This window comes from Jonesia denitrificans DSM 20603, from assembly GCF_000024065.1.
Lineage (GTDB): Bacteria > Actinomycetota > Actinomycetes > Actinomycetales > Cellulomonadaceae > Jonesia > Jonesia denitrificans.
In genome coordinates this window covers 2332604-2352128 of the sequence record NC_013174.1, presented here as the reverse complement: position 1 = coordinate 2352128, position 19525 = coordinate 2332604, and the positions used below count along the sequence as shown (strand labels likewise).

Genomic DNA, 19525 nt, shown 5'->3' with positions numbered 1-19525 from the left:
ATAGGCGTCATGACTGACACCGAAAAAAATGTTGAAAAAGAAAAGAAACCCGCAGGGGCGACAATGTTTTCGTTCGCCGGATTCGCGGTTATAGGCATATTCGCGGCAGTAGCGGTTAAGAGTTTTTTCGTGGAGCCGACCTATGGTGGCGGCCCGAAACTTGGTTCACTCGTGGTGATTCTGCCGCTAATAATCGGCGCGATTCAGCGCACAACCAGCGATAAAGAATTAACCTGGTATAAAACTGAGGCACGCCTACTGGGCTTAGCCACTGGTATCCTGGTCGGCCTCACGTCCTAGTCGTCCAGGAGCTCTTCTAGCTCCGGGTCACCCTTCGCATATTTCACAATCAGGCGTGTCCCCGGTGGCAAGTCAGGGTGCCGCTCACGGTACCTTTCCTCCGCTGCAGCTTCCTGATCCATGACCTGCTTCACCGCCCACCAGCCCTCAGAATCAGAATCCATCGCCAAATCGACGGGGTTGCCATGCTGCGTGGTGGCCTCCTCCAAAGCGGTCAAGCCGACAGCGAGGGCACGGTCACGCTCCGACCAATCCTCCAAAAACTCGGTCGGCTTAGCACCCCACGCCCTCGCCGCCCTCAAAGCCCTTACGAGTCTTGGCCGCTCCCGAAGCGACGAGATAAAAAATCCGAATCACCAGGCACCTCAGCGCGAGCCTTCGACGCGAAATCAACCGCCGAAATCAACTCACCCAACTGCACCTCACCAATGCGGGCAGCAAACTTCTTTAGCTGCTCCACGCTCATGGACTCAGTTAAAACCCGCCCGCCCTGCTCCATACGCACAAACGCACGCTGCAGCTTCTCCACACCCCGGGCAAGCAGCACCTTCGACACCGCTATCGCGTACTCTTCCAACTCTTTTGCGTGCTCCTGCTCCCACCCAGAAATAAGCGCCTGCTGCTGCTGCACACGCGCCAGGAAAGCATCAGCCTGCACACTCGACGGACGATCAGGCAAGCTCGGTGTCTCCAGCTTCGGGCGACCAGGAACCGGGTCAGGAAGCGGGTACTGTGCATTGACGGCTTCCTCATCAGCCATCGAAATACCCCGCAAGAACACCGTTGTACGCGACGCTTTCATCCGCTCAAGTAAAGCCTCGCCACGAGCCTCACACTCAGCCACAGGGTCAACTTCACCCGCAGACCGTTCACCACTAGTGCGCTCAGCGTGTGCCGTCAGCCGCTCATACTCGCGCTCCCACGCCTGAAACTCCCCAAAAACCTTGCCGTCAGGGTACACATCCACCGATGATTCCAGTGGGGAAGCACCCTCAAGCCAAGCATCAAAATCCATGTCAGACATCAGAAAAACTCCAAAAGTAAAGGGTCCAAGGGTCAAAGGGTCTATGGGACGGGCGGCCTGCGCGGACCCTTAACACGCGCAGGCCACCCCGATTTAGGCATGAAAAAAGCGCCCCTTAAGGCGCCACGCTTCACACCAAAACTAAGGTCACGGACTAGGGTCCGCCACCACGGTCTGGTAACCAGAACTGAAGTTCTGCGGAGCACCCTCAACACGGTGCTTAATGTAGCCTTCAAGAGTCGTGCCTTGCGGCAGGTCATTCACCCACTCCACATACACGTACTCATCGCCGACAACCCAAACGTCACCCGACTTCTTAGCCGAATGCCGAATCATGATGTGAAGAGTGTTGCCCTTCTCCTTGACCAGATCCCACAACTCTTCAGCGAGAGCGGCAGGGTCAGGCAAACCAGTATCGGCAAGGAACTCACGAAAAGCAGTGAAACCGCCCTGGAAGTTTGAGTTACCGAGCGCCTGTGCGTTCCCCTCCACGCACAACGCCTTTTCATCGATCATGTCCGAGGCAGCGAACCCAAGATCAAAATCCGAGGACAGGACTGCACACGAGTAATCCTTACCCGCGTTCGCCTCCGTAACTGTTATCGCGTTAATGTCTGCCGGAGCATCCGGCAGAATCGTGAACTTCTTCTTCCCATCAGCAAGACTTCTAGGCATAATCGCCCTCCAATTTTTTCGGCCCCATCAGGGCACACCAAAACACCCCCTTGCCTTTTGGCCGGGGGTTCGAGTAGGAAATGGTTACTGGTCGAAAACCGTGTATGAATCCACAGACAAGCACATAGGCTTCGTCGTGCCGGGGATCAAGGTTTGCGGGTCCCCGAAGTCGGCCTCGTGCCGCACATACTGCACAGCCGCAGACCTACCATCCATCGTGAGCGTCCCGTACTTCTTCCCACCCACCAGGGCTGTACGAGCATTCCGCAGGGCAATCAGCGCAGACGTAGGATTAGCACCCACACCCTTCAACCGCACCCGCAGCACCTCGGCCCCATCATCAGCATGTAGTGAAGCCTCAAAAAACGGGTCCATATTCACCGGCTCCACCAGCAGATACGGCAGTTTCGGGGCCGCATCATTATTCTGCAAAAGATGCACACCACCCACCGCCACACCAGCAAGAGCGGCCTTCAAAGCTTCCAGCACAGGGATCATTCGAGGCTCCTCACCGCGATCTCCGTCAGGTACTTCTCAAAAGCAGGCACCTCACGCAGCAACGCTTCTTCGGGGTCCTCCACGGTCCCACCGGAATGTTTTCCACCCCACCCGGTACCACCGAAATACGCGATATTCGCACCGAAATCAAGACCGCCACCACCACTCCCCTTCACAGGTCCGATCTCAGCAGCAAGGCCCTCAATGTCGAAGGTGATCGAGTTAGCCAGCGCCCCGAAAGACCCCGAACCGCGCATCTTGGCTTGCATGTCTTTCTTGATATTCATGGCACCCTTGAAAAGGACCTTCTCCACTTCGGGGCGCACATCACCCGCTGCACGAAGCTCAGCGGCGAAAGCACGAAGCTCGCTCATACGCTCGGCCCCCTCTGCTGATCCTCACAAAGAATTCTCTGCGCGGTGGCCTGTGACTGGTCATCCAAAGACTTCACCAAAAACGTTGTTCCCGGCATCTTCGGATTATCAGGATCAGACGTGAAAGTAATCAGCGCATTCACCGGCACCACAAATGGGTGCCACACCCCAGCTTCGTCCTTATACTCATGCGGGATACGCACCACGATCCGCGAATCCACGATCTGCACCCCGCCGACTTGCCGGTCGGTCTCAAAAGCCAAACCCGGATACCGGGCATAGCACGGCACATCCTCATAAAGCAGGACACGCCCAGGGGTGACCTCCCCAGTGTCAGGGTCAGTCACCTCCACAGACGCATCCACCACCTCAATCACACACCGCGCCCGCAACCGCTTCCGCTTAAAAGACGCACGCGACCTACGCACAGCCTGAGAAACACCCATCAGTCAACCCACCCATTCGGCCCATTGACCCACCAAGCCTGATCATCAGACTTCGTGCGAATATCCCCACGCTCCGTAGCCACAGTCCCCAAACCGCCAAAACGTGGTTTCGCGAGACGAGCGACGATCCGCAGCTCAGAATCCGTGAGATACAGTCCCGCCTCAGACACCACAGAGGACGAAGAATAATCATCCAACTGCTCGGACTTCTGCGCCCCCGGATTCGTGAAACCCCGGCCCGCAACCGCACAAACCACATCCACAATCTGATCAGGTACCTCACCCGGCACCCACGAGCGTCCGGCCTCAGCATCTACGAGACCGGACGCCATCCGCAGGAGGCGAGTAGCCCTAGTCGAATCAGACGCGACTTCCCATTCATTGCCTAGGAAATCTTGCAAATCATCCGTCGTGGCATAAGCCATGACTACTCACCTCCTTCCCGGATCAAGGGGTTTCAGGCTCTTCAGGCTCGACCTCGGCAGGCACGATGACACCGGCAGGGTAGCCAGTAGCACCAGCCACACGGGTGATTGGCTTAGCGACCTGGAAACCGACACGGAAAACCACACGCAGTGCCTTTGAGTCCTGCTGCATGAGGTTCAGGATGACCTTGCCATCAGCGTCAGAAATGACACCCTCAGAGAAAAGGTCATAGGTGATGTCCTGACGGACACCCACAACAAACTTCGTCCAGTCAGCAGCGAGCAAGGTCGCTTCGTCTGCATCCCATGACCCGTTCATGACCTCATTCAACGGGTACCCGTAAAGACCAGCGGGGGTGCCAGCGGACAATGAAGGCGTGTAGATCGGGGTTCCCTGCGTTGAACGCAGACCAATCAGCTGCCATTGCAAGCCGGGGCGGGAAGCGAAACCATTGATGCCGTAACCTTGCTTGGCGATTTGCTCACCAAGAAGCGCCACGTCCACACCAAGGTCAGCGCCGGTGCCCTCTTCCACAAAGTTCCCAGCAGCCACAGCACCAGGGACGATGCCGGTTGGCCAAGAAGCGGGGGAGTCCACACCGAAAAGCGCAGCCTGGTCCACCTTCTTACCAATGGCTTCAGCAAGCAAAGGCTTGATCTCATCCCACAGTGGGATGTTCGCGTCATCCACGAGAGCGTCCGGGATAGGCACAATCACCGCGAGCTCTTCAGCAGTAATAGTGAGCGATTCCCACTGGCTCTTCGAGGTCTGCTTCAGCCCAGTATCACCATCCACCCAGTAAGCCTCGGGCAAGGTCGCCAGCACCGGTTGCTTCGCTTTCTTCGCAGAAAGCCGCACCTGCTTAGCACGGTCAAGCACCACAGATGACTTTGGTGCCTCTTGAATAATCTCGTTGATCACCTGATCTGGGATGAGCGCATCCCCGACATCGGCGCGACCAACAACGTTTGCGTATCCAGCCATGTTTACTCCTTAGATTTAGACAGTGCAGCGCGGAGCCAGTCGACAGGCTCAGCGGTGTTTGTGACGGGGTCAGCCCCACCCCGCAAAACTGGTTGCGGCTTGTTGGTGGGGGGAGCGGCTGGGATACCTGACCCCAACCTTTCCGCGAGTTTCGCGGCGTTCGCCTGGATCTCCTCAGCGGTACTTCCCGCAATAAGTTCCAGGTCTTCCGCCTTCAAACTGGGGTTATCCACCAGCGCTTGAAGGCGGGCGTTTGTGAGTTGCGCGGTCTCGTAGTTTGACCGCAGTTCTTGGAGGTCACGCTCCGCTTTCTCCGCCGCCGTGAGCTGCGCATCCTCGAAAGCCTTCACCTTCGATTTCGCGTCTTTGCTCTCGGCCCGCAGATTCTCAATGAGTTTCCACGCCTTTTCAGGGTTGAAATCCTCATCGCTACCCCAAGGCGGGGTGGGTGCGGGTTCAGTGGGTGTTGGTGCGTCCTGAGCCGGGGCGTCCTGCGCCGTGGGCTGTGCTACTGCTGCTTCGTCTGACATGTGGGTGCCCTCCTGTGGCATTCCGGGTATGCGAAAGGGCCACCAGCTAAGTGCGGGTGGACCTGAAGTTGATTAGTTATTTCTTGCGTTTGGGGGAGTCTTTGAAGTCCCCGTTGGCGCGCATGTGGGGGAGAACCGTTTCCCACCCACGGCGCACACCTTGTGCGTCTGCGTATTCCGCAGCGGCTTGGTAAGCGTCCACGTACTTTTGCTCCCGCTCAGTGGGTTCCCAGTCGGTGAAGACTTCCACTGCTGTGCAGCCGCAATGCTTGTGATATGACTTCATCACCCCTAGAGCGGTGCCCTCAGATTTGTAAGCGGGTCCGCGACCGACGAGCATCGCGCAAAAAGCACACGGATTACCGTCAGACACTCGCCGCCAACCGATAGAGCGGCGGTTAGCCTCAGCAGACAGGCGCACAGTCTCCCGCCCCGCATCCATGATCAGTTTCCGGGCTTCGGCCATCATCTGATCACGCGCCGCCAAGAAAGCGACCTCATCAAGAGCACCGGCACCGACACGCTGCTTAAAGCTGACCGGTCCGCTGATCTCAAGTGATTCACGCAAACCAGTGCCGGGGTTCGCTGGGGCCAGGACAATACTGCCTGACCCCACCCGCTGTAGTTCCCGCATCTTTGACACGAAAACATCCGCCTCACGCGCTTCAAGAGTCCTCAGCCCGATCACCCGGGCTTCGATACCATCAAGGACGCGCTCACGACCCCGGTCGATGTCGCTAATATCCAGGGTCGCCCATTCGCGGCGGATCAAAGAATCCACCTGAGAGGCCCGCAAGATTTGACGCCGCCGAAACCGATCCAGGGTTTGTCGCTCACGCCAATTCATCACAAAGCACTTTCAAGCTGACCAGCAATTGACCGCGCCGTAATCTCGTCCGCCGTGGGGTGGTCTTCCCGGTACCTTGCCCACGATTGGGCTTCGGGTTTCGAGATCGTAGAGAACTTCTCCCACAGCTTCTCAACCGGGACGCCCAGCATCCCCGCCATCTTCCCGTAAGCGTCCGCTTCCTGAGCGAGCAGGTCAATGTCCAAGGTTTTCCAGTGAGCTTCAATAGTGAAGTCCTCTGAATCTGCTTTACGCCCCTCAATGTGAGAAGCGAGCCGCAGCAGTTGGACATGGGATGCGCCGAAGGAATCTTGCCGCAACCGAGTCTTAGCGCGCAGCCCAGACTTCGTTTCAGCGACCCCGTCGTTCCCGACGTTGACCATCTTCCCCAAAGCGCTCATCGGGGTTTGAGACACCGCCGAAATGTCCTCAAGGTCTGACTCTTTCGCTTTCACAAAAGGATCAAGAGCCGTCTCGGCAAGAGTCCCAAAACTGACACCTTCACCACCAGTGAGAATGTCATTCTGCCGAAGCTTCATCTTCAGCTGCTCAGCCTCAGAATCACTCATGGTGTCGTCCAAGCCCGTGGCCGTGCGGACCTTCCATGAGTTGTAGTGCTGAGTCAAAAGACGGTCATACACCGTTTTGTTGATACGTGATCCGACAGTCACCAGGCGTTCAATCTCCCCAGGTGACCGCCCCTCAGTGTCAATCTCCTCCGCATACCGCACCACCGGACACACGCCCACGTTGTGATCACTCAAAGTGATGTAAGCCCACTTGTCAGTGCGTTTCTCCACCGACAAAATGTGCTCCGTGGTCTCATCCAAAAGAAAAAGCATCCGGTCACCGTTAGGCAAGGTTTCCATGCGCAAAGCAAACATTGGGAACTCGTCATGCACCGGGTCTTGATAAACCGGGAGCATCTGAGCGGTTGAATACGCACGGAAAACCGCCCCACGGTCACCAGGCACCGCAGACACAAACCCCATCCCGAAACTCAAAGCAGAACGGTGAACCGTGTGCTGCAAAGTCCCCATGTTGTTCGTCTGCCACGGACCCCAAAACAGGGCAAGCGATTCATCAGAACGGTCAGGCGAATACACGCCATCAACCTTCAACTGCTGAGCCGAAACCCTCGGAATCAAACCCAACCACGGGGTCATCGCCAGATCAGCAAGGGCCTTATGTTCACGCTCCGCATTGCTCGGCAAAACAGGTTTCCTACCGCCATGCTGAGACCACTTTTCCAGCTCGCGGGTCCGTTGAATCTCCTTATCAAGAGCGGGAAGCAATTCTTGTGAGACAAGCTCTAGTACGTCATTTTTCTTCACCAGGCCTTGCCCCCTCTCTTTTTCGCATTGTTTAGGTATGCTCGCCGGACCATTCGCGCACCGATGGCGCACACGGCGAGGTCGATTTTGCGTTTGCTTTCGCGGTGCTCTTTCCCAATAGACAGGCCTGCACGGGTTGGCATCCGCACGGCATTCAGGAAGTGCTGACGCAGCCGGATATCCCCGTCCCATGTGAAGTTTTCATCCTCCACATCAGCGAGGAAAGCCTCGACCGCGCCCACGAAATCCTTTTGCTTGGGGAAGTCGGCCATGTCGAACATGACGGAGTGTTTCTTCCCGTCCGCCCAGAGTTTGAGCCGTCGCCCGTACTTGCGGTGCCACTGGTCAAACAGGCCATCCCAGAAGCGGTCTTTCGATTCGTCATCAAGGACGTGCGACGGGTCACCCCAGAAAGCAGAAACGCGATAGTCCGAAAAAGCTCGGTCTACCGCGTAATCAACTTTGTTCCTGGGGACAACCCAGTCTTTGCCGCGCTCACCGGGCGGTCTCTGCCACATCCCGATCACGAAAACATGACCGTCAGAGACACGACACCCGACAAGCCCTGTGGCGTCGTCGGTTTTAGCGCCGTCGAAGAACATTACGATTTCTTCGCCCTGTCTGACGACCTTTGATTCATCCTTCAAAGGATCAATCTCCTGCGGCGACAAATAGGCGTCTTCACGGGCTGTGATTTGGTTGTACCACTTACGCCGTGATTCGCTTGGCGGGTTCGCGGGGTTCAGAATCGACTTCAAGATTCGACCCTTAGCATCAAGCCAAACCGCGTCACCACGGATAGCCTCAACCACACTCGGTGCGGCCTCAGCAGTCAGCGGCGCTTCAGGTGGAGCTTCCAAGGAATCGTAGAGGACCCCGAAATCCATTGCTTTAGGCGCAGAATCAGGGTCATCCACATCACCCAACGTGGATTCATACGCTTCACGCATCCGCTGACCCACTGAATCCTCACCAGGCCGGTACGCGTTACAAATATCAAGCATCCGCGCCGGTGAATCAATATCCCGCTTAGCCGCGTTCCCCTCAAGCGCCCCAGCCATATCATGGCCACCATTACTTGAGTTCCAGTTTTGCGTTTCGTTCCGCACAACCAGAGTCGGACGCCCACCCTCAATCGCCATGACACTATTGGTCACGGCCTCGATCTGGCGGGTATCCCCCAAAGCCCACACATTCAACCGCGACGGCTGAATACCGTAAAACTCACGAGCCTCAGCCGTAATCAACCCCGGCATCAACTTCATCGTGTTCTTCGTCTGCTCCTGCGAAACAGCCACAAGCTGCACCCAAGCATTCTCAGAATCACGCCCAACCGGTTCGCCGTCCTCGTCCCAGTGATCAAAGTCGATAGGCGCGAGCATCGACGCCAAAGCCAAAGTGGCAGCAAGCGGGTCCTTGCCCCACCCTTTCAGGCGTTGCAAAACCGCCGAGTGGTAAGCAAACTGCCCAGCCTCGTCAAGCGCATAAAACCACAGAATAAACCGGGCCTGCTCCGCCGTGTACTGCCACGGCTTATCGCGCTTCCCCTTCAGCCATAACCCACACCAGGCAAGAACTTCCCACCCAAGTGTCCGATCAGGCAAAGACCATCCATCGTCCCATTGCCAAGTAGGACCAATCTTGACTGGTTCCCACTCAAGACCAATAGGCGGCAGAGCGTCCTCAAGGAAACCCCTATACCACGCGATAATCTCGCGTTTCTCAGCCTCATGGGAAGTTATAAGAGCAGGCCCGCTTGCGTCACGCACCCTTGCCATAAGACTTCGCCCAACGCGATTGACCAGCCGCGCGGTTCTGGTTCACCTCAACCGCGCCACCACCCTCATCAGGAACCTTCAGTTTAGCGAGGGCGTTATTCATGTGCGCTTCAGTAGAACGAATCTCCGCCACAAGCGGATTCACAACATCCTGACCAGTTGACCCAGTGAGCATGTACCCAAGAGCTTTCAGCTCATCGCGCATAATCACTAGACGATCAGCAGACCGGCAAGCCGACTCCAACCACACCAGCTCATCAAAACGAAACTCATACTTACCGCACATCTGCTCCCACAGGGCAGTCCCGGCATCATCCATCCCCACAGGGACGGCAGGCTTCTTCTTCACCATAATCACCCTCCTGGGGTAGGACACCGCAGCGCCCCACCTGGGAGCCGCTTACAGCGTGGAAACGACCTCAGTCAGATCACCAAGACGAAGAACTGACTTCTCAAAAGCATCACCAGTCACCGCGATATAACGGCCAGTGGAGTAAAACTCGACACCATCACCGCCACGCTGACCACGGCCCTTCCCCTCACGGAGTAGACCGAAAATGTGTAACCCAGTACCCGACTGAGACACTTCCACGAACGTTGGGGGGCAGCGATCCAAAATGTCACGCGCCCAACCCTGTAGTTCACCATTCACGATGCAGTGGTCAAGGTCGATACACCCAACCCCATCACCAAGCACGAAACCAATACCATCGCCCTTCGTGGAAGCCTTCACTTCATCGTGAGTAGCCCACGTCCTAGGGTCAGTCACAGAAGCAAACCAACCCTTCGCCGTCAAAGGACGCTTACCCTGCCGACGCACCCACCGGGCACGAGACGTAAGCTCCACCGGCAGGCCAGTCTTAGGGGCACGAGAAGCACGCTTACGGCACGTTTGACCACAGAACCGCTTCGGGCGTCCAGTCCCAGCCAGCTCAATGCGCTTCCCGCACGACTCACACGCTTTACTCATACCCCAAGTCTACCACAAAACACGCCTTGACCAGCGGTTTGTCACGAAACTAAAAACCGGGCGAATCTAAGACACCATTATCACCACAGACGCCAAAACACCCCACCCCACACCAAAAAAACCCCCCAGGAGCAAACCTGAGAGCCTTATAAACAGGTAAAAAACGAGACACAAGCCGCTCGCTCAATCGGAGTTGCTAACCGTCGGTGAAGCGGTCCTGGTAATCGGAGGGGAGCCCCACCCTTAGAAGAGAACTTCAACCCCTCCGTCGCCGCGCAAAGAATTGCAGATGCGGTGTGCTGTCTTTAGGTTGCTTTCCTCGTGGGTTCCGCCTTTAGATCGTGGAATTATGTGATCAAGAGTCGGTGCATCGTTGTGAGTTTGCGGGTCCACGCTGGTGTCGCATAGTTTGTTGCAGATCCAGCATACATAACCATCTCGCTCGTAGATAGCCTTGCGTATTCCATCTCGAATCCATCCGCGATGTAGAACTGCGCCGCGCTTATCAGCCGCAATGTCCCTGCATCTGTCGCTACAGTGCAGCCGGTTTTGCCTCTTGTGCCTGTATGCTTGCCCGCACTCCATGCATTTCCTGTTGAAGGCCAACCATTCGTCCTCGGTTTGGGTCTTCACTCGTGCTCTGGCGTGGGCGCGGGATGAGCAAGGGGTGCTGCAGTACTTGCCGTTGATTGCCTTGGTATGGAACTCGGACCCGCAGTGTTCACAGTTGAACCAGTATCCGAGGAAGTTTAGTGGTGGTCCTGCTTGCAGCCTCGATAATGCTGTGCGGTGCGTGTCGCGGCATTGGAGTGTGCAGTAGACGTGTTGGTATTTGTTGTGTCTGCTTGGTTCTTTGTAGCAGGTTGTCCCGCACCAGTCGCATGCCACTGCTTCTTTGCGGTGGCGGTTTGGTTTGAGGATTTGGTTGTAGTGGGAGCCGCAGTAGCCTTTGGCTTGGTGTTTGCGTTCGCATCCTTGGATGGTGCAGGTCTTCATTGTGTCTCCAGACATAGCGAAACCCCCGACGCTCTGGAGTGCGTCAGGGGTTTCTGTACCGGTTAATTAGGCCGGTGTTCTATTTGGTTTGGCCGGGATGTTTTTCTTCAGGCCGTTTGCGCATCGTGGCACGTCGCGTGTTGTTGGCGGCTACTTCGGCTTGCGTTTTCATCTTGTGGCAGTGGTGGTTGAGCCATTGGAGGTTGCTCAGTGTGTGGTTGTCGCCGGGGGTGATGTGGTCGCATTCTGAGCCTTGGCCGTCGCATTTGGGGTGGTGCCGTGTTGCTTGGCATTGGCCTTTTGCGCGGTTGCGGGTTTGGGTTATGAGGTGCGGCCAGTTGTTGGGTAGGCGTTTGCGTCGGTCGCTGGTTGTCCAGCTCATGACGCTTGCCTGTGGGTGAGGATGGTTGGGCATGTGGTGCAGCGTCGTCCTGCCATGCCGTCCTCCTTGTGGTTGTGTTCCCTCACTCTGCGCCGTGCGTTTCCGCGCGATTGTTTGTGGCGGGTGAGGGAAGTGTGCGTGCCCGCGTGGCGGGCTGCGTGTGTGTGGTGCCCAGCCGGGTCTTGCTCCCGGGTGCCTTCTGGGGTCTGGGCTTGCCCTGTGTGTGGGCATAAAAATAAGGCCACCGTGTGGGTGACCTTTAGTCTGTGTGGCAGTTGCGTGTAGTAGTGCCACTATGAACTATATCAGGGTTCATTGGGTTGTCAAGGGTGTGCGTGAGCGTGTTCTTTCTAGGGCTTGGGCGAGTGGCCAGCCGTCGGGGGTTTTGGTGAGGTGTCCGCGTTTAGACCAGGTTTTGATTGTGTCGAGTGGGACTTGGTGGCCTAGTGCTGCGAGGGCTAGGCGTACGTCGTCGAGTGTGTCGCAGTGGTAGTCCTGTGCGAGGTGGTCGCGTTGGGTGTTGGTGAGTCGTTTGGTGCGGACGTGTCCGGGTAGGTATTGGAGGCTGGTGTTGTGGAGTGTGTGGGTGGTGGTTTGTAGGTCGAGTTGGTCGGCTGGTCCGAGGTTCGCGTAGATGTTGGTGATGTTGGTGGGCATGGTGTGGATTGTTTGGTCCCATTGTTTGCAGGTGCGTTCGACGGTTTCTGTCCATGAGAGTGCGATGAGGTTGCATGGGGGTTTGTGGTTGTCGCGGGGTGGGCCGCCCATGGTTACGTAGGACATGGATTTTTTGGTGTGGATGATGAGTTGGGCGTATGGGTGGGCTTCGGTGATGGTGGCCCACATGGCTTGGAGTTGTGCGGTCATGGTGTCTCCTTGGTTTTGGGTGTGAAAAAACCCGCCGTGTGGGGCGGGTTGGGTTTGCGGTGTGGTGGTTATTGGCAGTTGCGGCATTTTCCGTGGGCGAGGAATAGTGATGCCCTGCCGCATTGGGTGCAGTGTGCCCGGCCTTGGGGGTGAGTGCGGTTGCAGGTGCCGCATTGGATGATGGGCACACCGGTTGGCGTCGAAGTCATGATCCCTCCGTGTTGGCGAGTTCGAGTAAAACGTCTGCATGGCAGGGCTGGTCGAGTGGACACCAGCAAGCGAGGTTCTTGCCGCGTAGATCGTGCAAGTGCTTGAGCGCAGTCAAGATTTTCATGTGTGGGCCGTACCACCACCAAGCCGACTCTGGCCCGTACTTCATGTCGCATCGGAACGCTTCAACAGCCATTTCTCGGGCGCTGATAGATGACTCCGTTTCAAATAATCCGGCCAATTCATCTATCTTTTTCTGCATGATTTCGAGGGTGTATGGGTTTCCCCACTTTGAGCCGCGTCCCACGTAGATGGTGTTGTCTGGCATACGCCACCCCTTTGTGCGGCGGCGCTGGACGCGTTGTGGGATGGTCATGATTCCTCCGTGAAAAGTCGGGCATATTCCCGGAGCACACCAGGTGCGCCGACGTCTACTAGTACGTGCTCGGTCACGCGGACGTGGGTTGTTTCCCGTGCCAATCTTTCAATGGCGTCGGCGGCGTCACGTAGCGCTTTCGCTTTGACTTTCCGGTCGCGCCGGTTGATCCACCGGTCGAAGGCTTCGAGTCGTCCTTGCTTGTCCTGCTTGAAGCCTTCCCATGGGTAAGCGAAGTCTTGGCGTACTTCCTCGGTGGTTGGCGTGTAGTCGGTCATGTGGGTTCTCCTTCGAGGGCTTGGATGGTTGGGCAGGGCCATGTGTAGTCATAGATTCCCCGCGACCCACTGCCTAGTCGGTGACATTCGGCACACACGTACTCAATTTGTCGGGGTGCCCAACATCCGCACTCATGAACACCTGGCCTCCCGTCACATTCAGGGCAAGGGTCCTCGTAGCGGGGTCCGTCTCGCCACGAAAATACTGCACTAGAACGCCTGTGCAGGTTGAGTACCCTCTGGAGGGCTTCTTGTGCGTGGTCGGTCATGGTTTTCTCCTCAGTTTTCCTGCGTGAGTGCGTGTGTAGGGGTGTGCCGTGTGGTAGTGGCCCCAGAGGGCTGAGTGGGCTGTGTCGTATGCGTGTTGGGGTGGGGTTTCCCATGTGCAGATACCACACATGCGGACGAAGCTGTTCATGATGGGGGCTCTTCGATGGGTGGGGTTTGTGAGCAGTGGGCGCATAGGTCGCCCCATTTTTCTGCGATGTACCAACCGCGTGCCCGCATCTCGTCGGGGGTTGGAAGGTACTGCTGGTTGTAGGCGAAGTCGCCGCTTGCTACGCCGCATCTGTCGCAGTGCCACGCCCACACAGGGCGCTTAACGTGAGCGCGGGTCATTTCGGTTCTCCTTGGTGTGCGAGGTTGGTGAATCGTGTGTAGTGGAGCTGGGCGGCGAGGGTGATGGTGCCGGTGGGTCCGTTTCTGTGTTTCGCGACGATGTAGTCGACTTCGCCTGCGCGGGGTGATTCTGGTTGTTCTTGGTCTGGGCGGTGGAGGAGGATGATCACATCGGCGTCTTGCTCTAGGGCCCCTGTTTCGCGGAGGTCTGACATGCGCGGGGGCGTGTCAGGACTGGCGGCGTTTCGGTTGAGTTGCGCAGCCGTACACAGTGGGATGTTGAATGATTTGGCGATGATTTTCAGGGACCGCGAATACTTTTCGAGGGCTTGTCTGCGGTCTTTGTCAGCGGGGTCCATAGTCCCGATTTGGATGTAATCGAGCACGATCAGGTCAGCTTTCAGCTCGCGGACACGGGAGCGTATGTCGGCGGTTGTGCAGGACACGTCATCGATAATGTGGAGTGGCGCTTGGGCGATCCTTTCTGCGGCTGGGGTGATTTTGTCCCAGTCCGCTGGGGTGAGGGTTTTGGATTGCATGTTTTTGAAGCGCACACCGGCTTCGGCTGCGATCATGCGTCGGGTGTATTCCTGTGAGGACATTTCTAGGGAGAAGATGACGACGGTTTTCCTTTGTCGGATTGCGGCGTCCCGTGCGATGTCCGCCAAAGCGACGGATTTACCGACGGCTGGTCTAGCACCGATCACGATGTACTGCCCGCCTTGCATCGGCGCGAGAATCCGTTGTGCGTCACGATATGGCCATTGGATGCCCTGGGGTGGGGTTGGGTCCTCTAAGTCGCTGAGAACCGCTGTTACGTGATCCTGTGCGTGTGTTTTGGTTTCCTCCTCCGCTGTGTAAGCGGCGTCGAGTTCTTGCTGTGCGATTGCGGCGAGCTCGGCGGGGGTCGCGTCGGGTGCTTCCGCGAGTTGCTGCACCCTAGTGCCCATGGCTTGCAGGTTCCGGCGCACTGCGAGGTCTTTCACGTCCTTCGCATACGCCAAAGCGCTCACTGCTGGGGTGCCCATCGTCATAATGTCCGGGATCAAAGCCTGGTGGTTTTGGTGGCCGTGTTTTGCCAGCCCGGACATGACAGTGATTCCGTCGATGACACGCCCCTCAGCCTGCATGGCTTTGAGGGTTGCCCAGATGTCTTCGTGTGCTGGGGTGTGAAAGTCACGGGGGGTAAGGGCTTTCAGGATGCGGTCTTGCTCTTCTGGCCGCCCGTGCAGCACACCGCAGATGATGCCTGCTTCTGCTTCGGGGTTTGCCAGGGTCATGCCGTCACCTCCCTCAGTGTGCGTGTCCCGTCCGCGATGGCCTCCACCATCTGACGCCGCCACTTGATTTCAGCGACCGGGTCGTCCGCAAGCTCTGGCGGTGGGATCAGTTGCCCTGCCTGCCGTACACGCTCCTCACGCCACGCCTTCACGATGCGATTGATGTGCACGGGCATCAGCCACTCGCTGGAAGTCTCCCGATGAAAGTCAATCGCTTTCACCGCGTCCTCCGCCGTCATCGGCACCAGTGCAGCCGCAAACGCCTGCACCGCCTCAATCGTCGTCTTCCTGGAATCCAAAGCCGCGATCCGTGCGAAAAGCATTGCCACGACACTCTCAGGTAATTTCCCACTCATGATTCAATCTCCAATCTTGTTTCGCGCTCGTAAAGTTCCCTCGCAAGATCAATCGCGTCTTGTGAAGGATTCCGGGCATAAGAAAACCCGCCACCGTTTGGCGTGCGGGTCTGTTTGTATTCAGCCGACTTAATAAGCCATTGATTAAAAGCGGCATCCCATTTCACTTGCCTCCTGTCGTTCGCTTGTGCGTGTGCAATGAATTTCTCTTTCTCTGTATGAAGATCCACCCCTAGCTCTTGAGCCTTGACGCCGTGGGCTTCGGTGGGTGCCCACCCGGCAGGGATGGGCGTAGCCGGTGCCTTCCGTGCGCGCTTGGGTGCGGCTGTGTCGTGCCCATATGTTGTTGTTGTTATGTTGCTGTTGCTGTTGTTGTTGTAGGGCACTCCCAAACCGCTCGAGGCGTTAGGGGCTAACCTAGGGGCTAATGGGGTGGCTAAGTTAGGGTCTAACGCACACCCAAATGGGTTCCCTAACTGTTCGCTCCACGGGTCCAAAGGTTGCCGCTTCAGCACCTCCTTCACCTGCTCTCGCTCCCACGTCGGCCACGCTGGAAACTCTTCTGCAAGGCGATTTAATTCGTGGACAATAATGCCCCGAATAGTATTTGAAGCGACTTCTCCATAAGCCAGCATCGCGGACACGCACAGTTTATTGTGGGCCATTACCCCGTCGTGGCGGAGAAACGATTTCACAAGTACTTCTTCAGTGTCCTCGTCAATGATTAGCAACCGTCGATCCATGAGGATTGCAGCGGCTTCTTCTAAGGCTTGCATTTCCCACCCGGCAGACCGGGGGAGCAATCTTTTGGGTCGCCAGTCGGTGACGCCGCAGTAGGAGAGTTTCGGGTCTGTGAGGATCACGAAGTACAGGTGTTGTGCGTGGGGTGGCAGTGCCCGGAAGTCGTCGTCTTGCCAGATCCCGGCTTTCACTTTCGCGTATTCACGCGCCACTTACCTCACCTCCTGATTCATTGCGGTTGTGGGCGTGTTTTTGTGCCCAGGTGATTGCTTCAGCGCGCGTGTCGAAGGCGTGGATTTCGTAGCCTTTGGAGCTGACCGCCCACAGTGAAGATTTGCGGGCTTTGAATATCGTGAGGACGTGGGGGCGGGCGATCTCGTACTGAAGGCGTCCCAAGCCGCCCCAGATTTTGGGTGGTTTTGGTCGTCCGTGTTTTTGTTGGAAGGTGGTCATTTCGTTTTCCTTTTTGGGTTCAGGGCGTAGTCGAGGGCCGCTTTTGTGCAGCCGAGTTGCTGGGCGATTTGCTTACGGGGGATGCCTTGTGCTGCGAGGTCGCGGGCGTATTCGTGGTCGAAGGATGGTGTTAGACCCCGTTTTTTGGGTGTCCGTGGTGTGCTGGAGTCTGAGTAGTATTGGCCGGCCCATATGCCGTAGCGGTGGTTTTCTTGTTTGCGGAGGTCGGCGCATTGTTTGATGACGGGGCATGTGCCGCAGAGATTCATTGCCGCCTGGAGTTCTTTCGGGTCTGGTGAGAAGAAGAGTTCGGGGTCTGTTTGTGCGCAGATCGCGTCTGTCTGCCAGTCGTAGGCGGTCATGAGAGTCCTAGGGTTTTGAGGATTTGTAGGCGGGCGGTGGCGGGTGCGTGCCGGTGCACGCACGCTGCGGCGAGGCGTAGTTCTTCGGGCGTGTTTCGGGTGCGGGGGATGTCGGTGAGCATCGTGTCTACTGCTGCGGGTTGCGTTGCGTGGTGTGCCCAGGATTCACGGTTGCGGGTCATTGGGGGTTCTCCTTATCTGGTATCGGTTTTTCCGGATGCGCTCCGGGGATCGGGTTTTCTGGATACGCCAAGCACCCCCAAAAAGTGGGGGTGCAAGATCAACCCAGAAAAGGGGTGTTCAACTTTTTGCGTGTTCAAGAAAACTTGAACGCGCAGGTTCAGGTGGCCCTATTTCAATGGACACGTAGACGTGTCCTTTCTGGCACCGGTAGTCAAGGATTCTGTGGTCAGGGCCTTGAATGATCGTTGAGTTGTCGTCTTCCCACACCCCGGCGTCGACCATCCCGTCAATGAGCGCTTTGATCGTTGGCCACCAATTTGGGGCGTCCCGTCGGCGTCTGTCCTGGAACCCAAGCCAGGCGATGACGCGGCATGGGGTGGGACCACGAAGGCCCCGAGATTCACTCTCAGCGAGTTGTCTCAGGGCCTTCGTTTTCTTTGCCTTCACATGCGGATTCAGTCTTTGATTCGATGTGAGGATCATCGCTTGTGGGATCAGGAAATCAACCTTCATCACGCCCCCGTGCTGCGATTTCGCTGCCGAGTGCGATGTATCCGGCCGCGTCCACCCACGAGTCTGTGTGACCGGGGGTGCCGACAAGGCGGGAGATTTTCAGCTGGGTAAGGCACAGGGCAACCTGCTCCGGGGTCACATCCACGCCGAGGATGGGGGTCCAGAGTGCGGCTAGTCTCGTGAAAGACTCAGCCGCATCACCGTAGTCTTTGGCGCGGTCCCCAGAAATCAGGGAAGCCGCTGTCGTCAAAGTGACCTCACGGACAGGGGGTGTGGTTGTAGCTAGCGATATGAGATATGAAGGAGGAATCCAAACGGTTTCCTTCGCGCCTTCCAAAAGGACCTCATAGCCACAGCAGCTATCTGAGCTCTCTCTGATCCATGCCTCTCTGCCTCCATGTACGGTGTGGTTTGCCTTCACCCGCACTCGGTCGCCTGGTTTGAAGTCGCTCACTGGTCCTCCTTGAAGTTGGCGAGTGTGTTGAGTGCTTCGGCCAGTTGGCTTTCGGATGCGTAGTATGGGTGCTCTTGCGCGAAGCCGCGAAGGGCGGACCTGACAGCGTTTCTGTCTCCGTCGTTGAAGTCCGCCATGCTCGTGAGGTTCTCACCCCACCCGTTGCAAGAGCACCCGGTGTCTGCGTGCCAGAAATAGCGGCGGTTTTGGGGACTCCAGTAGACGCTGATAAGACCCCATTCGTAGATCGCGTCCCCGAGTGCGACGACTTCTCGCCATCCTCGCGTACCTTCCTTTACTTCTGGTGAGCAGTAGAAGTGGCCGCTTAGTGGGCTTTCGAGGTCAGGCATTTTTCCGTCCTTTGCACTTTTGTTGGTGCCGGTACACCAGCTTTTGCTGTGTGCGTGGCATGGGTGAGTATTGGATATCGAGGCCGCACACCCCGCAGGTGAGAGGTATGGCTTTCATCAGAAGGGTGCTTTCTCTGGGAAGCCGCCGTTTTGTGCGCCCCACGGGTCAGGTGCGGGGGAGGGAGTGGGCGGCTGGGTTGGGGCTTGTTGTCGGGCGGGGACGATGCCCACGACGTCGGCTAGGACCTCGAAAGAGGTTTGCTTCGTCCCGTCCTGCTTCTCCCACTCACGGGCATCCAAGCGGCCTGAGATAGCGACGATTTGCTTATCTGCGAGGTGCTCGGCAAGGTGCTCAGCCTGCTTCCCGAAGACGGTTACGTCACGCCACGCGGCACCTACGTCTTTCCATTCGCCGTCGATTTGGCGGTGTGAGTTTTCCACCGTGCGGAAGCGCAGTAGGGGTTTGCCTGCCTGCGAAAATTTGAGTTCGGGTTGCCCGATGATGCGGCCTTGAAAGCTGATCTGTGCCATTTCATTGTCCGTTCTGTAGTTGTTGTAGGTGTTTGGTCTTGTCAAGGCTGAAGCCAGCCCAGTACCAGGAGCCGAGGGGTGTGGTGACTTCGATGACGGGTGTGGAGGTCGCGCCCAGGGCAGCGATACGCTCGGCTGCTTCAGGGGTTTCGCGGATATTCACGGTCTCAAAAGTGATGCCGTGCTTAGTCAGTGCCCGTGCTTGGGCGACACAAGGCCCACACCCCGGTTGGGTGTAGAGGATGACGGTCATGCGATTTCTGCCCTTCTTTTTGCTTGTAGTGCGGGTGTGTCACCGAATCGCTTCTCGATGCCTCTTGCGAGTACGGTGAGGAGCCATACGCGGTCCTGGTTTCGTTCAAGCCACTTTTCTGTCGCGTCCACGCGCC

General features: G+C 57.2%; 33 protein-coding genes. 1 reads left to right on the top strand and 32 read right to left on the bottom strand.

Going from position 1 to position 19525, the window contains the following annotated elements:
- The first annotated feature begins 9 nt into the window (after positions 1-9).
- Entirely contained in the window at positions 10-300 is a 291-nt protein-coding gene (locus tag JDEN_RS10910; protein WP_015772442.1) for a hypothetical protein, read from the top strand.
- On the opposite strand, the gene JDEN_RS10905 is transcribed toward JDEN_RS10910, so the two are convergent.
- The 32 genes from JDEN_RS10905 to JDEN_RS10760 form a co-directional block, all read right to left on the bottom strand.
- Positions 297-518: a hypothetical protein gene (locus JDEN_RS10905; RefSeq protein ID WP_143713293.1), complete on the bottom strand. Its 222-nt coding sequence runs from the start codon at positions 516-518 to the stop codon at positions 297-299. The genes JDEN_RS10910 and JDEN_RS10905 overlap by 4 nt on opposite strands.
- A gap of 89 nt (positions 519-607) precedes the next feature.
- Positions 608-1324: a hypothetical protein gene (locus JDEN_RS10900; protein ID WP_015772440.1), complete on the bottom strand. Its 717-nt coding sequence runs from the start codon at positions 1322-1324 to the stop codon at positions 608-610.
- Between the two features lie 147 nt (positions 1325-1471).
- Positions 1472-1999 (bottom strand): phage tail tube protein, encoded by a 528-nt coding sequence (locus JDEN_RS10895; RefSeq protein WP_015772439.1) that lies wholly within the window; start codon positions 1997-1999, stop codon positions 1472-1474.
- An 84-nt stretch (positions 2000-2083) separates the two neighbouring features.
- Positions 2084-2497: a hypothetical protein gene (locus JDEN_RS10890; RefSeq protein WP_015772438.1), complete on the bottom strand. Its 414-nt coding sequence runs from the start codon at positions 2495-2497 to the stop codon at positions 2084-2086.
- Positions 2494-2871, bottom strand: coding sequence for a hypothetical protein (locus JDEN_RS10885; RefSeq protein WP_015772437.1), 378 nt, complete (start codon positions 2869-2871; stop codon positions 2494-2496). The genes JDEN_RS10890 and JDEN_RS10885 overlap by 4 nt, the downstream gene beginning before the upstream one ends.
- Entirely contained in the window at positions 2868-3317 is a 450-nt protein-coding gene (locus JDEN_RS10880) for a DUF6093 family protein (protein ID WP_015772436.1), read from the bottom strand. Before JDEN_RS10880 ends, JDEN_RS10885 begins: the two co-directional genes overlap by 4 nt.
- A complete protein-coding gene (locus JDEN_RS10875; protein ID WP_015772435.1) occupies positions 3317-3742 on the bottom strand; it encodes a hypothetical protein in 426 nt (141 codons plus the stop codon). The genes JDEN_RS10880 and JDEN_RS10875 overlap by 1 nt, the downstream gene beginning before the upstream one ends.
- 22 nt (positions 3743-3764) lie before the next feature.
- Positions 3765-4727, bottom strand: a complete 963-nt coding sequence (locus JDEN_RS10870; protein WP_015772434.1) for a phage major capsid protein — start codon at positions 4725-4727, stop codon at positions 3765-3767.
- Positions 4728-4729: 2 nt separating this feature from the next.
- Entirely contained in the window at positions 4730-5257 is a 528-nt protein-coding gene (locus tag JDEN_RS10865; protein WP_015772433.1) for a hypothetical protein, read from the bottom strand.
- Between the two features lie 76 nt (positions 5258-5333).
- Entirely contained in the window at positions 5334-6104 is a 771-nt protein-coding gene (locus tag JDEN_RS13185; RefSeq protein WP_015772432.1) for a VG15 protein, read from the bottom strand.
- Complete coding sequence (locus tag JDEN_RS10855) at positions 6104-7438, bottom strand: phage portal protein (RefSeq protein ID WP_015772431.1); 1335 nt, start codon at positions 7436-7438, stop codon at positions 6104-6106. Before JDEN_RS10855 ends, JDEN_RS13185 begins: the two co-directional genes overlap by 1 nt.
- On the bottom strand, positions 7435-9042 hold the full coding sequence (locus tag JDEN_RS10850) for a terminase (protein ID WP_231953669.1): 1608 nt from the start codon (positions 9040-9042) through the stop codon (positions 7435-7437). The genes JDEN_RS10855 and JDEN_RS10850 overlap by 4 nt, the downstream gene beginning before the upstream one ends.
- A 157-nt stretch (positions 9043-9199) precedes the next feature.
- Positions 9200-9568 (bottom strand): P27 family phage terminase small subunit, encoded by a 369-nt coding sequence (locus tag JDEN_RS13180; RefSeq protein ID WP_015772429.1) that lies wholly within the window; start codon positions 9566-9568, stop codon positions 9200-9202.
- 48 nt (positions 9569-9616) lie between these two features.
- Positions 9617-10186, bottom strand: a complete 570-nt coding sequence (locus JDEN_RS10840) for a bifunctional DNA primase/polymerase (protein ID WP_015772428.1) — start codon at positions 10184-10186, stop codon at positions 9617-9619.
- 243 nt (positions 10187-10429) lie between these two features.
- A complete protein-coding gene (locus JDEN_RS14330) occupies positions 10430-10771 on the bottom strand; it encodes an HNH endonuclease (protein WP_226926645.1) in 342 nt (113 codons plus the stop codon).
- Between the two features lie 490 nt (positions 10772-11261).
- Positions 11262-11564 carry an HNH endonuclease signature motif containing protein gene (locus tag JDEN_RS10830; protein WP_015772426.1) on the bottom strand — a complete coding sequence of 101 codons (303 nt, stop codon included), beginning with the start codon at positions 11562-11564 and terminating at the stop codon, positions 11262-11264.
- A 312-nt stretch (positions 11565-11876) separates the two neighbouring features.
- The gene (locus JDEN_RS10825; protein WP_015772425.1) at positions 11877-12431 is read right to left on the bottom strand and encodes a hypothetical protein; all 555 of its coding nucleotides are present in this window, start codon (positions 12429-12431) and stop codon (positions 11877-11879) included.
- Positions 12432-12499: 68 nt separating this feature from the next.
- Positions 12500-12640, bottom strand: coding sequence for a hypothetical protein (locus JDEN_RS13890; protein WP_169304109.1), 141 nt, complete (start codon positions 12638-12640; stop codon positions 12500-12502).
- Complete coding sequence (locus JDEN_RS10820; RefSeq protein ID WP_015772424.1) at positions 12637-13017, bottom strand: DUF4326 domain-containing protein; 381 nt, start codon at positions 13015-13017, stop codon at positions 12637-12639. Before JDEN_RS10820 ends, JDEN_RS13890 begins: the two co-directional genes overlap by 4 nt.
- On the bottom strand, positions 13014-13295 hold the full coding sequence (locus tag JDEN_RS10815; RefSeq protein WP_015772423.1) for a hypothetical protein: 282 nt from the start codon (positions 13293-13295) through the stop codon (positions 13014-13016). Before JDEN_RS10815 ends, JDEN_RS10820 begins: the two co-directional genes overlap by 4 nt.
- A gap of 414 nt (positions 13296-13709) precedes the next feature.
- Positions 13710-13913, bottom strand: coding sequence for a hypothetical protein (locus tag JDEN_RS13510; RefSeq protein WP_015772421.1), 204 nt, complete (start codon positions 13911-13913; stop codon positions 13710-13712).
- Positions 13910-15193 carry a replicative DNA helicase gene (locus tag JDEN_RS10810; RefSeq protein ID WP_015772420.1) on the bottom strand — a complete coding sequence of 428 codons (1284 nt, stop codon included), beginning with the start codon at positions 15191-15193 and terminating at the stop codon, positions 13910-13912. The genes JDEN_RS13510 and JDEN_RS10810 overlap by 4 nt, the downstream gene beginning before the upstream one ends.
- Positions 15190-15549, bottom strand: coding sequence for a hypothetical protein (locus JDEN_RS10805; RefSeq protein ID WP_015772419.1), 360 nt, complete (start codon positions 15547-15549; stop codon positions 15190-15192). Before JDEN_RS10805 ends, JDEN_RS10810 begins: the two co-directional genes overlap by 4 nt.
- Positions 15546-16502 (bottom strand): hypothetical protein, encoded by a 957-nt coding sequence (locus JDEN_RS10800; protein WP_015772418.1) that lies wholly within the window; start codon positions 16500-16502, stop codon positions 15546-15548. The genes JDEN_RS10805 and JDEN_RS10800 overlap by 4 nt, the downstream gene beginning before the upstream one ends.
- Complete coding sequence (locus tag JDEN_RS10795) at positions 16492-16743, bottom strand: DUF2188 domain-containing protein (protein WP_015772417.1); 252 nt, start codon at positions 16741-16743, stop codon at positions 16492-16494. Before JDEN_RS10795 ends, JDEN_RS10800 begins: the two co-directional genes overlap by 11 nt.
- Complete coding sequence (locus tag JDEN_RS13175) at positions 16740-17105, bottom strand: WhiB family transcriptional regulator (RefSeq protein ID WP_015772416.1); 366 nt, start codon at positions 17103-17105, stop codon at positions 16740-16742. The genes JDEN_RS10795 and JDEN_RS13175 overlap by 4 nt, the downstream gene beginning before the upstream one ends.
- Entirely contained in the window at positions 17102-17287 is a 186-nt protein-coding gene (locus JDEN_RS10785; RefSeq protein WP_015772415.1) for a hypothetical protein, read from the bottom strand. The genes JDEN_RS13175 and JDEN_RS10785 overlap by 4 nt, the downstream gene beginning before the upstream one ends.
- Positions 17288-17405: 118 nt before the next feature.
- Positions 17406-17801, bottom strand: a complete 396-nt coding sequence (locus JDEN_RS10780; protein ID WP_015772414.1) for a RusA family crossover junction endodeoxyribonuclease — start codon at positions 17799-17801, stop codon at positions 17406-17408.
- Positions 17791-18051 (bottom strand): DUF6378 domain-containing protein, encoded by a 261-nt coding sequence (locus JDEN_RS13710; protein ID WP_041288482.1) that lies wholly within the window; start codon positions 18049-18051, stop codon positions 17791-17793. The genes JDEN_RS10780 and JDEN_RS13710 overlap by 11 nt, the downstream gene beginning before the upstream one ends.
- A 200-nt stretch (positions 18052-18251) precedes the next feature.
- Entirely contained in the window at positions 18252-18605 is a 354-nt protein-coding gene (locus JDEN_RS10770) for a DUF7574 domain-containing protein (RefSeq protein ID WP_015772412.1), read from the bottom strand.
- 117 nt (positions 18606-18722) lie between these two features.
- On the bottom strand, positions 18723-19136 hold the full coding sequence (locus JDEN_RS10765) for a single-stranded DNA-binding protein (protein WP_015772411.1): 414 nt from the start codon (positions 19134-19136) through the stop codon (positions 18723-18725).
- A 1-nt stretch (position 19137) separates the two neighbouring features.
- Positions 19138-19389 carry a glutaredoxin family protein gene (locus JDEN_RS10760; protein WP_015772410.1) on the bottom strand — a complete coding sequence of 84 codons (252 nt, stop codon included), beginning with the start codon at positions 19387-19389 and terminating at the stop codon, positions 19138-19140.
- Positions 19390-19525: the final 136 nt, after the last annotated feature.

What these genes read in the sequence shown, in the direction of transcription:
- JDEN_RS10910 (WP_015772442.1), top strand. Translation starts at nt 10, where the DNA reads ATGACTGACACCGAAAAAAATGTTGAAAAAGAAAAGAAACCCGCAGGG.
- JDEN_RS10900 (WP_015772440.1), bottom strand. Translation starts at nt 1,324, where the DNA reads ATGTCTGACATGGATTTTGATGCTTGGCTTGAGGGTGCTTCCCCACTG.
- JDEN_RS10895 (WP_015772439.1), bottom strand. Translation starts at nt 1,999, where the DNA reads ATGCCTAGAAGTCTTGCTGATGGGAAGAAGAAGTTCACGATTCTGCCG.
- JDEN_RS10890 (WP_015772438.1), bottom strand. Translation starts at nt 2,497, where the DNA reads ATGATCCCTGTGCTGGAAGCTTTGAAGGCCGCTCTTGCTGGTGTGGCG.
- JDEN_RS10885 (WP_015772437.1), bottom strand. Translation starts at nt 2,871, where the DNA reads ATGAGCGAGCTTCGTGCTTTCGCCGCTGAGCTTCGTGCAGCGGGTGAT.
- JDEN_RS10880 (WP_015772436.1), bottom strand. Translation starts at nt 3,317, where the DNA reads ATGGGTGTTTCTCAGGCTGTGCGTAGGTCGCGTGCGTCTTTTAAGCGG.
- JDEN_RS10875 (WP_015772435.1), bottom strand. Translation starts at nt 3,742, where the DNA reads ATGGCTTATGCCACGACGGATGATTTGCAAGATTTCCTAGGCAATGAA.
- JDEN_RS10870 (WP_015772434.1), bottom strand. Translation starts at nt 4,727, where the DNA reads ATGGCTGGATACGCAAACGTTGTTGGTCGCGCCGATGTCGGGGATGCG.
- JDEN_RS10865 (WP_015772433.1), bottom strand. Translation starts at nt 5,257, where the DNA reads ATGTCAGACGAAGCAGCAGTAGCACAGCCCACGGCGCAGGACGCCCCG.
- JDEN_RS13185 (WP_015772432.1), bottom strand. Translation starts at nt 6,104, where the DNA reads ATGAATTGGCGTGAGCGACAAACCCTGGATCGGTTTCGGCGGCGTCAA.
- JDEN_RS13180 (WP_015772429.1), bottom strand. Translation starts at nt 9,568, where the DNA reads ATGGTGAAGAAGAAGCCTGCCGTCCCTGTGGGGATGGATGATGCCGGG.
- JDEN_RS10840 (WP_015772428.1), bottom strand. Translation starts at nt 10,186, where the DNA reads ATGAGTAAAGCGTGTGAGTCGTGCGGGAAGCGCATTGAGCTGGCTGGG.
- JDEN_RS14330 (WP_226926645.1), bottom strand. Translation starts at nt 10,771, where the DNA reads ATGGAGTGCGGGCAAGCATACAGGCACAAGAGGCAAAACCGGCTGCAC.
- JDEN_RS10830 (WP_015772426.1), bottom strand. Translation starts at nt 11,564, where the DNA reads ATGAGCTGGACAACCAGCGACCGACGCAAACGCCTACCCAACAACTGG.
- JDEN_RS10825 (WP_015772425.1), bottom strand. Translation starts at nt 12,431, where the DNA reads ATGACCGCACAACTCCAAGCCATGTGGGCCACCATCACCGAAGCCCAC.
- JDEN_RS13890 (WP_169304109.1), bottom strand. Translation starts at nt 12,640, where the DNA reads ATGACTTCGACGCCAACCGGTGTGCCCATCATCCAATGCGGCACCTGC.
- JDEN_RS10820 (WP_015772424.1), bottom strand. Translation starts at nt 13,017, where the DNA reads ATGACCATCCCACAACGCGTCCAGCGCCGCCGCACAAAGGGGTGGCGT.
- JDEN_RS10815 (WP_015772423.1), bottom strand. Translation starts at nt 13,295, where the DNA reads ATGACCGACTACACGCCAACCACCGAGGAAGTACGCCAAGACTTCGCT.
- JDEN_RS13510 (WP_015772421.1), bottom strand. Translation starts at nt 13,913, where the DNA reads ATGACCCGCGCTCACGTTAAGCGCCCTGTGTGGGCGTGGCACTGCGAC.
- JDEN_RS10810 (WP_015772420.1), bottom strand. Translation starts at nt 15,193, where the DNA reads ATGACCCTGGCAAACCCCGAAGCAGAAGCAGGCATCATCTGCGGTGTG.
- JDEN_RS10805 (WP_015772419.1), bottom strand. Translation starts at nt 15,549, where the DNA reads ATGAGTGGGAAATTACCTGAGAGTGTCGTGGCAATGCTTTTCGCACGG.
- JDEN_RS10795 (WP_015772417.1), bottom strand. Translation starts at nt 16,743, where the DNA reads ATGACCACCTTCCAACAAAAACACGGACGACCAAAACCACCCAAAATC.
- JDEN_RS13175 (WP_015772416.1), bottom strand. Translation starts at nt 17,105, where the DNA reads ATGACCGCCTACGACTGGCAGACAGACGCGATCTGCGCACAAACAGAC.
- JDEN_RS10785 (WP_015772415.1), bottom strand. Translation starts at nt 17,287, where the DNA reads ATGACCCGCAACCGTGAATCCTGGGCACACCACGCAACGCAACCCGCA.
- JDEN_RS10780 (WP_015772414.1), bottom strand. Translation starts at nt 17,801, where the DNA reads ATGAAGGTTGATTTCCTGATCCCACAAGCGATGATCCTCACATCGAAT.
- JDEN_RS10770 (WP_015772412.1), bottom strand. Translation starts at nt 18,605, where the DNA reads ATGCCTGACCTCGAAAGCCCACTAAGCGGCCACTTCTACTGCTCACCA.
- JDEN_RS10765 (WP_015772411.1), bottom strand. Translation starts at nt 19,136, where the DNA reads ATGGCACAGATCAGCTTTCAAGGCCGCATCATCGGGCAACCCGAACTC.
- JDEN_RS10760 (WP_015772410.1), bottom strand. Translation starts at nt 19,389, where the DNA reads ATGACCGTCATCCTCTACACCCAACCGGGGTGTGGGCCTTGTGTCGCC.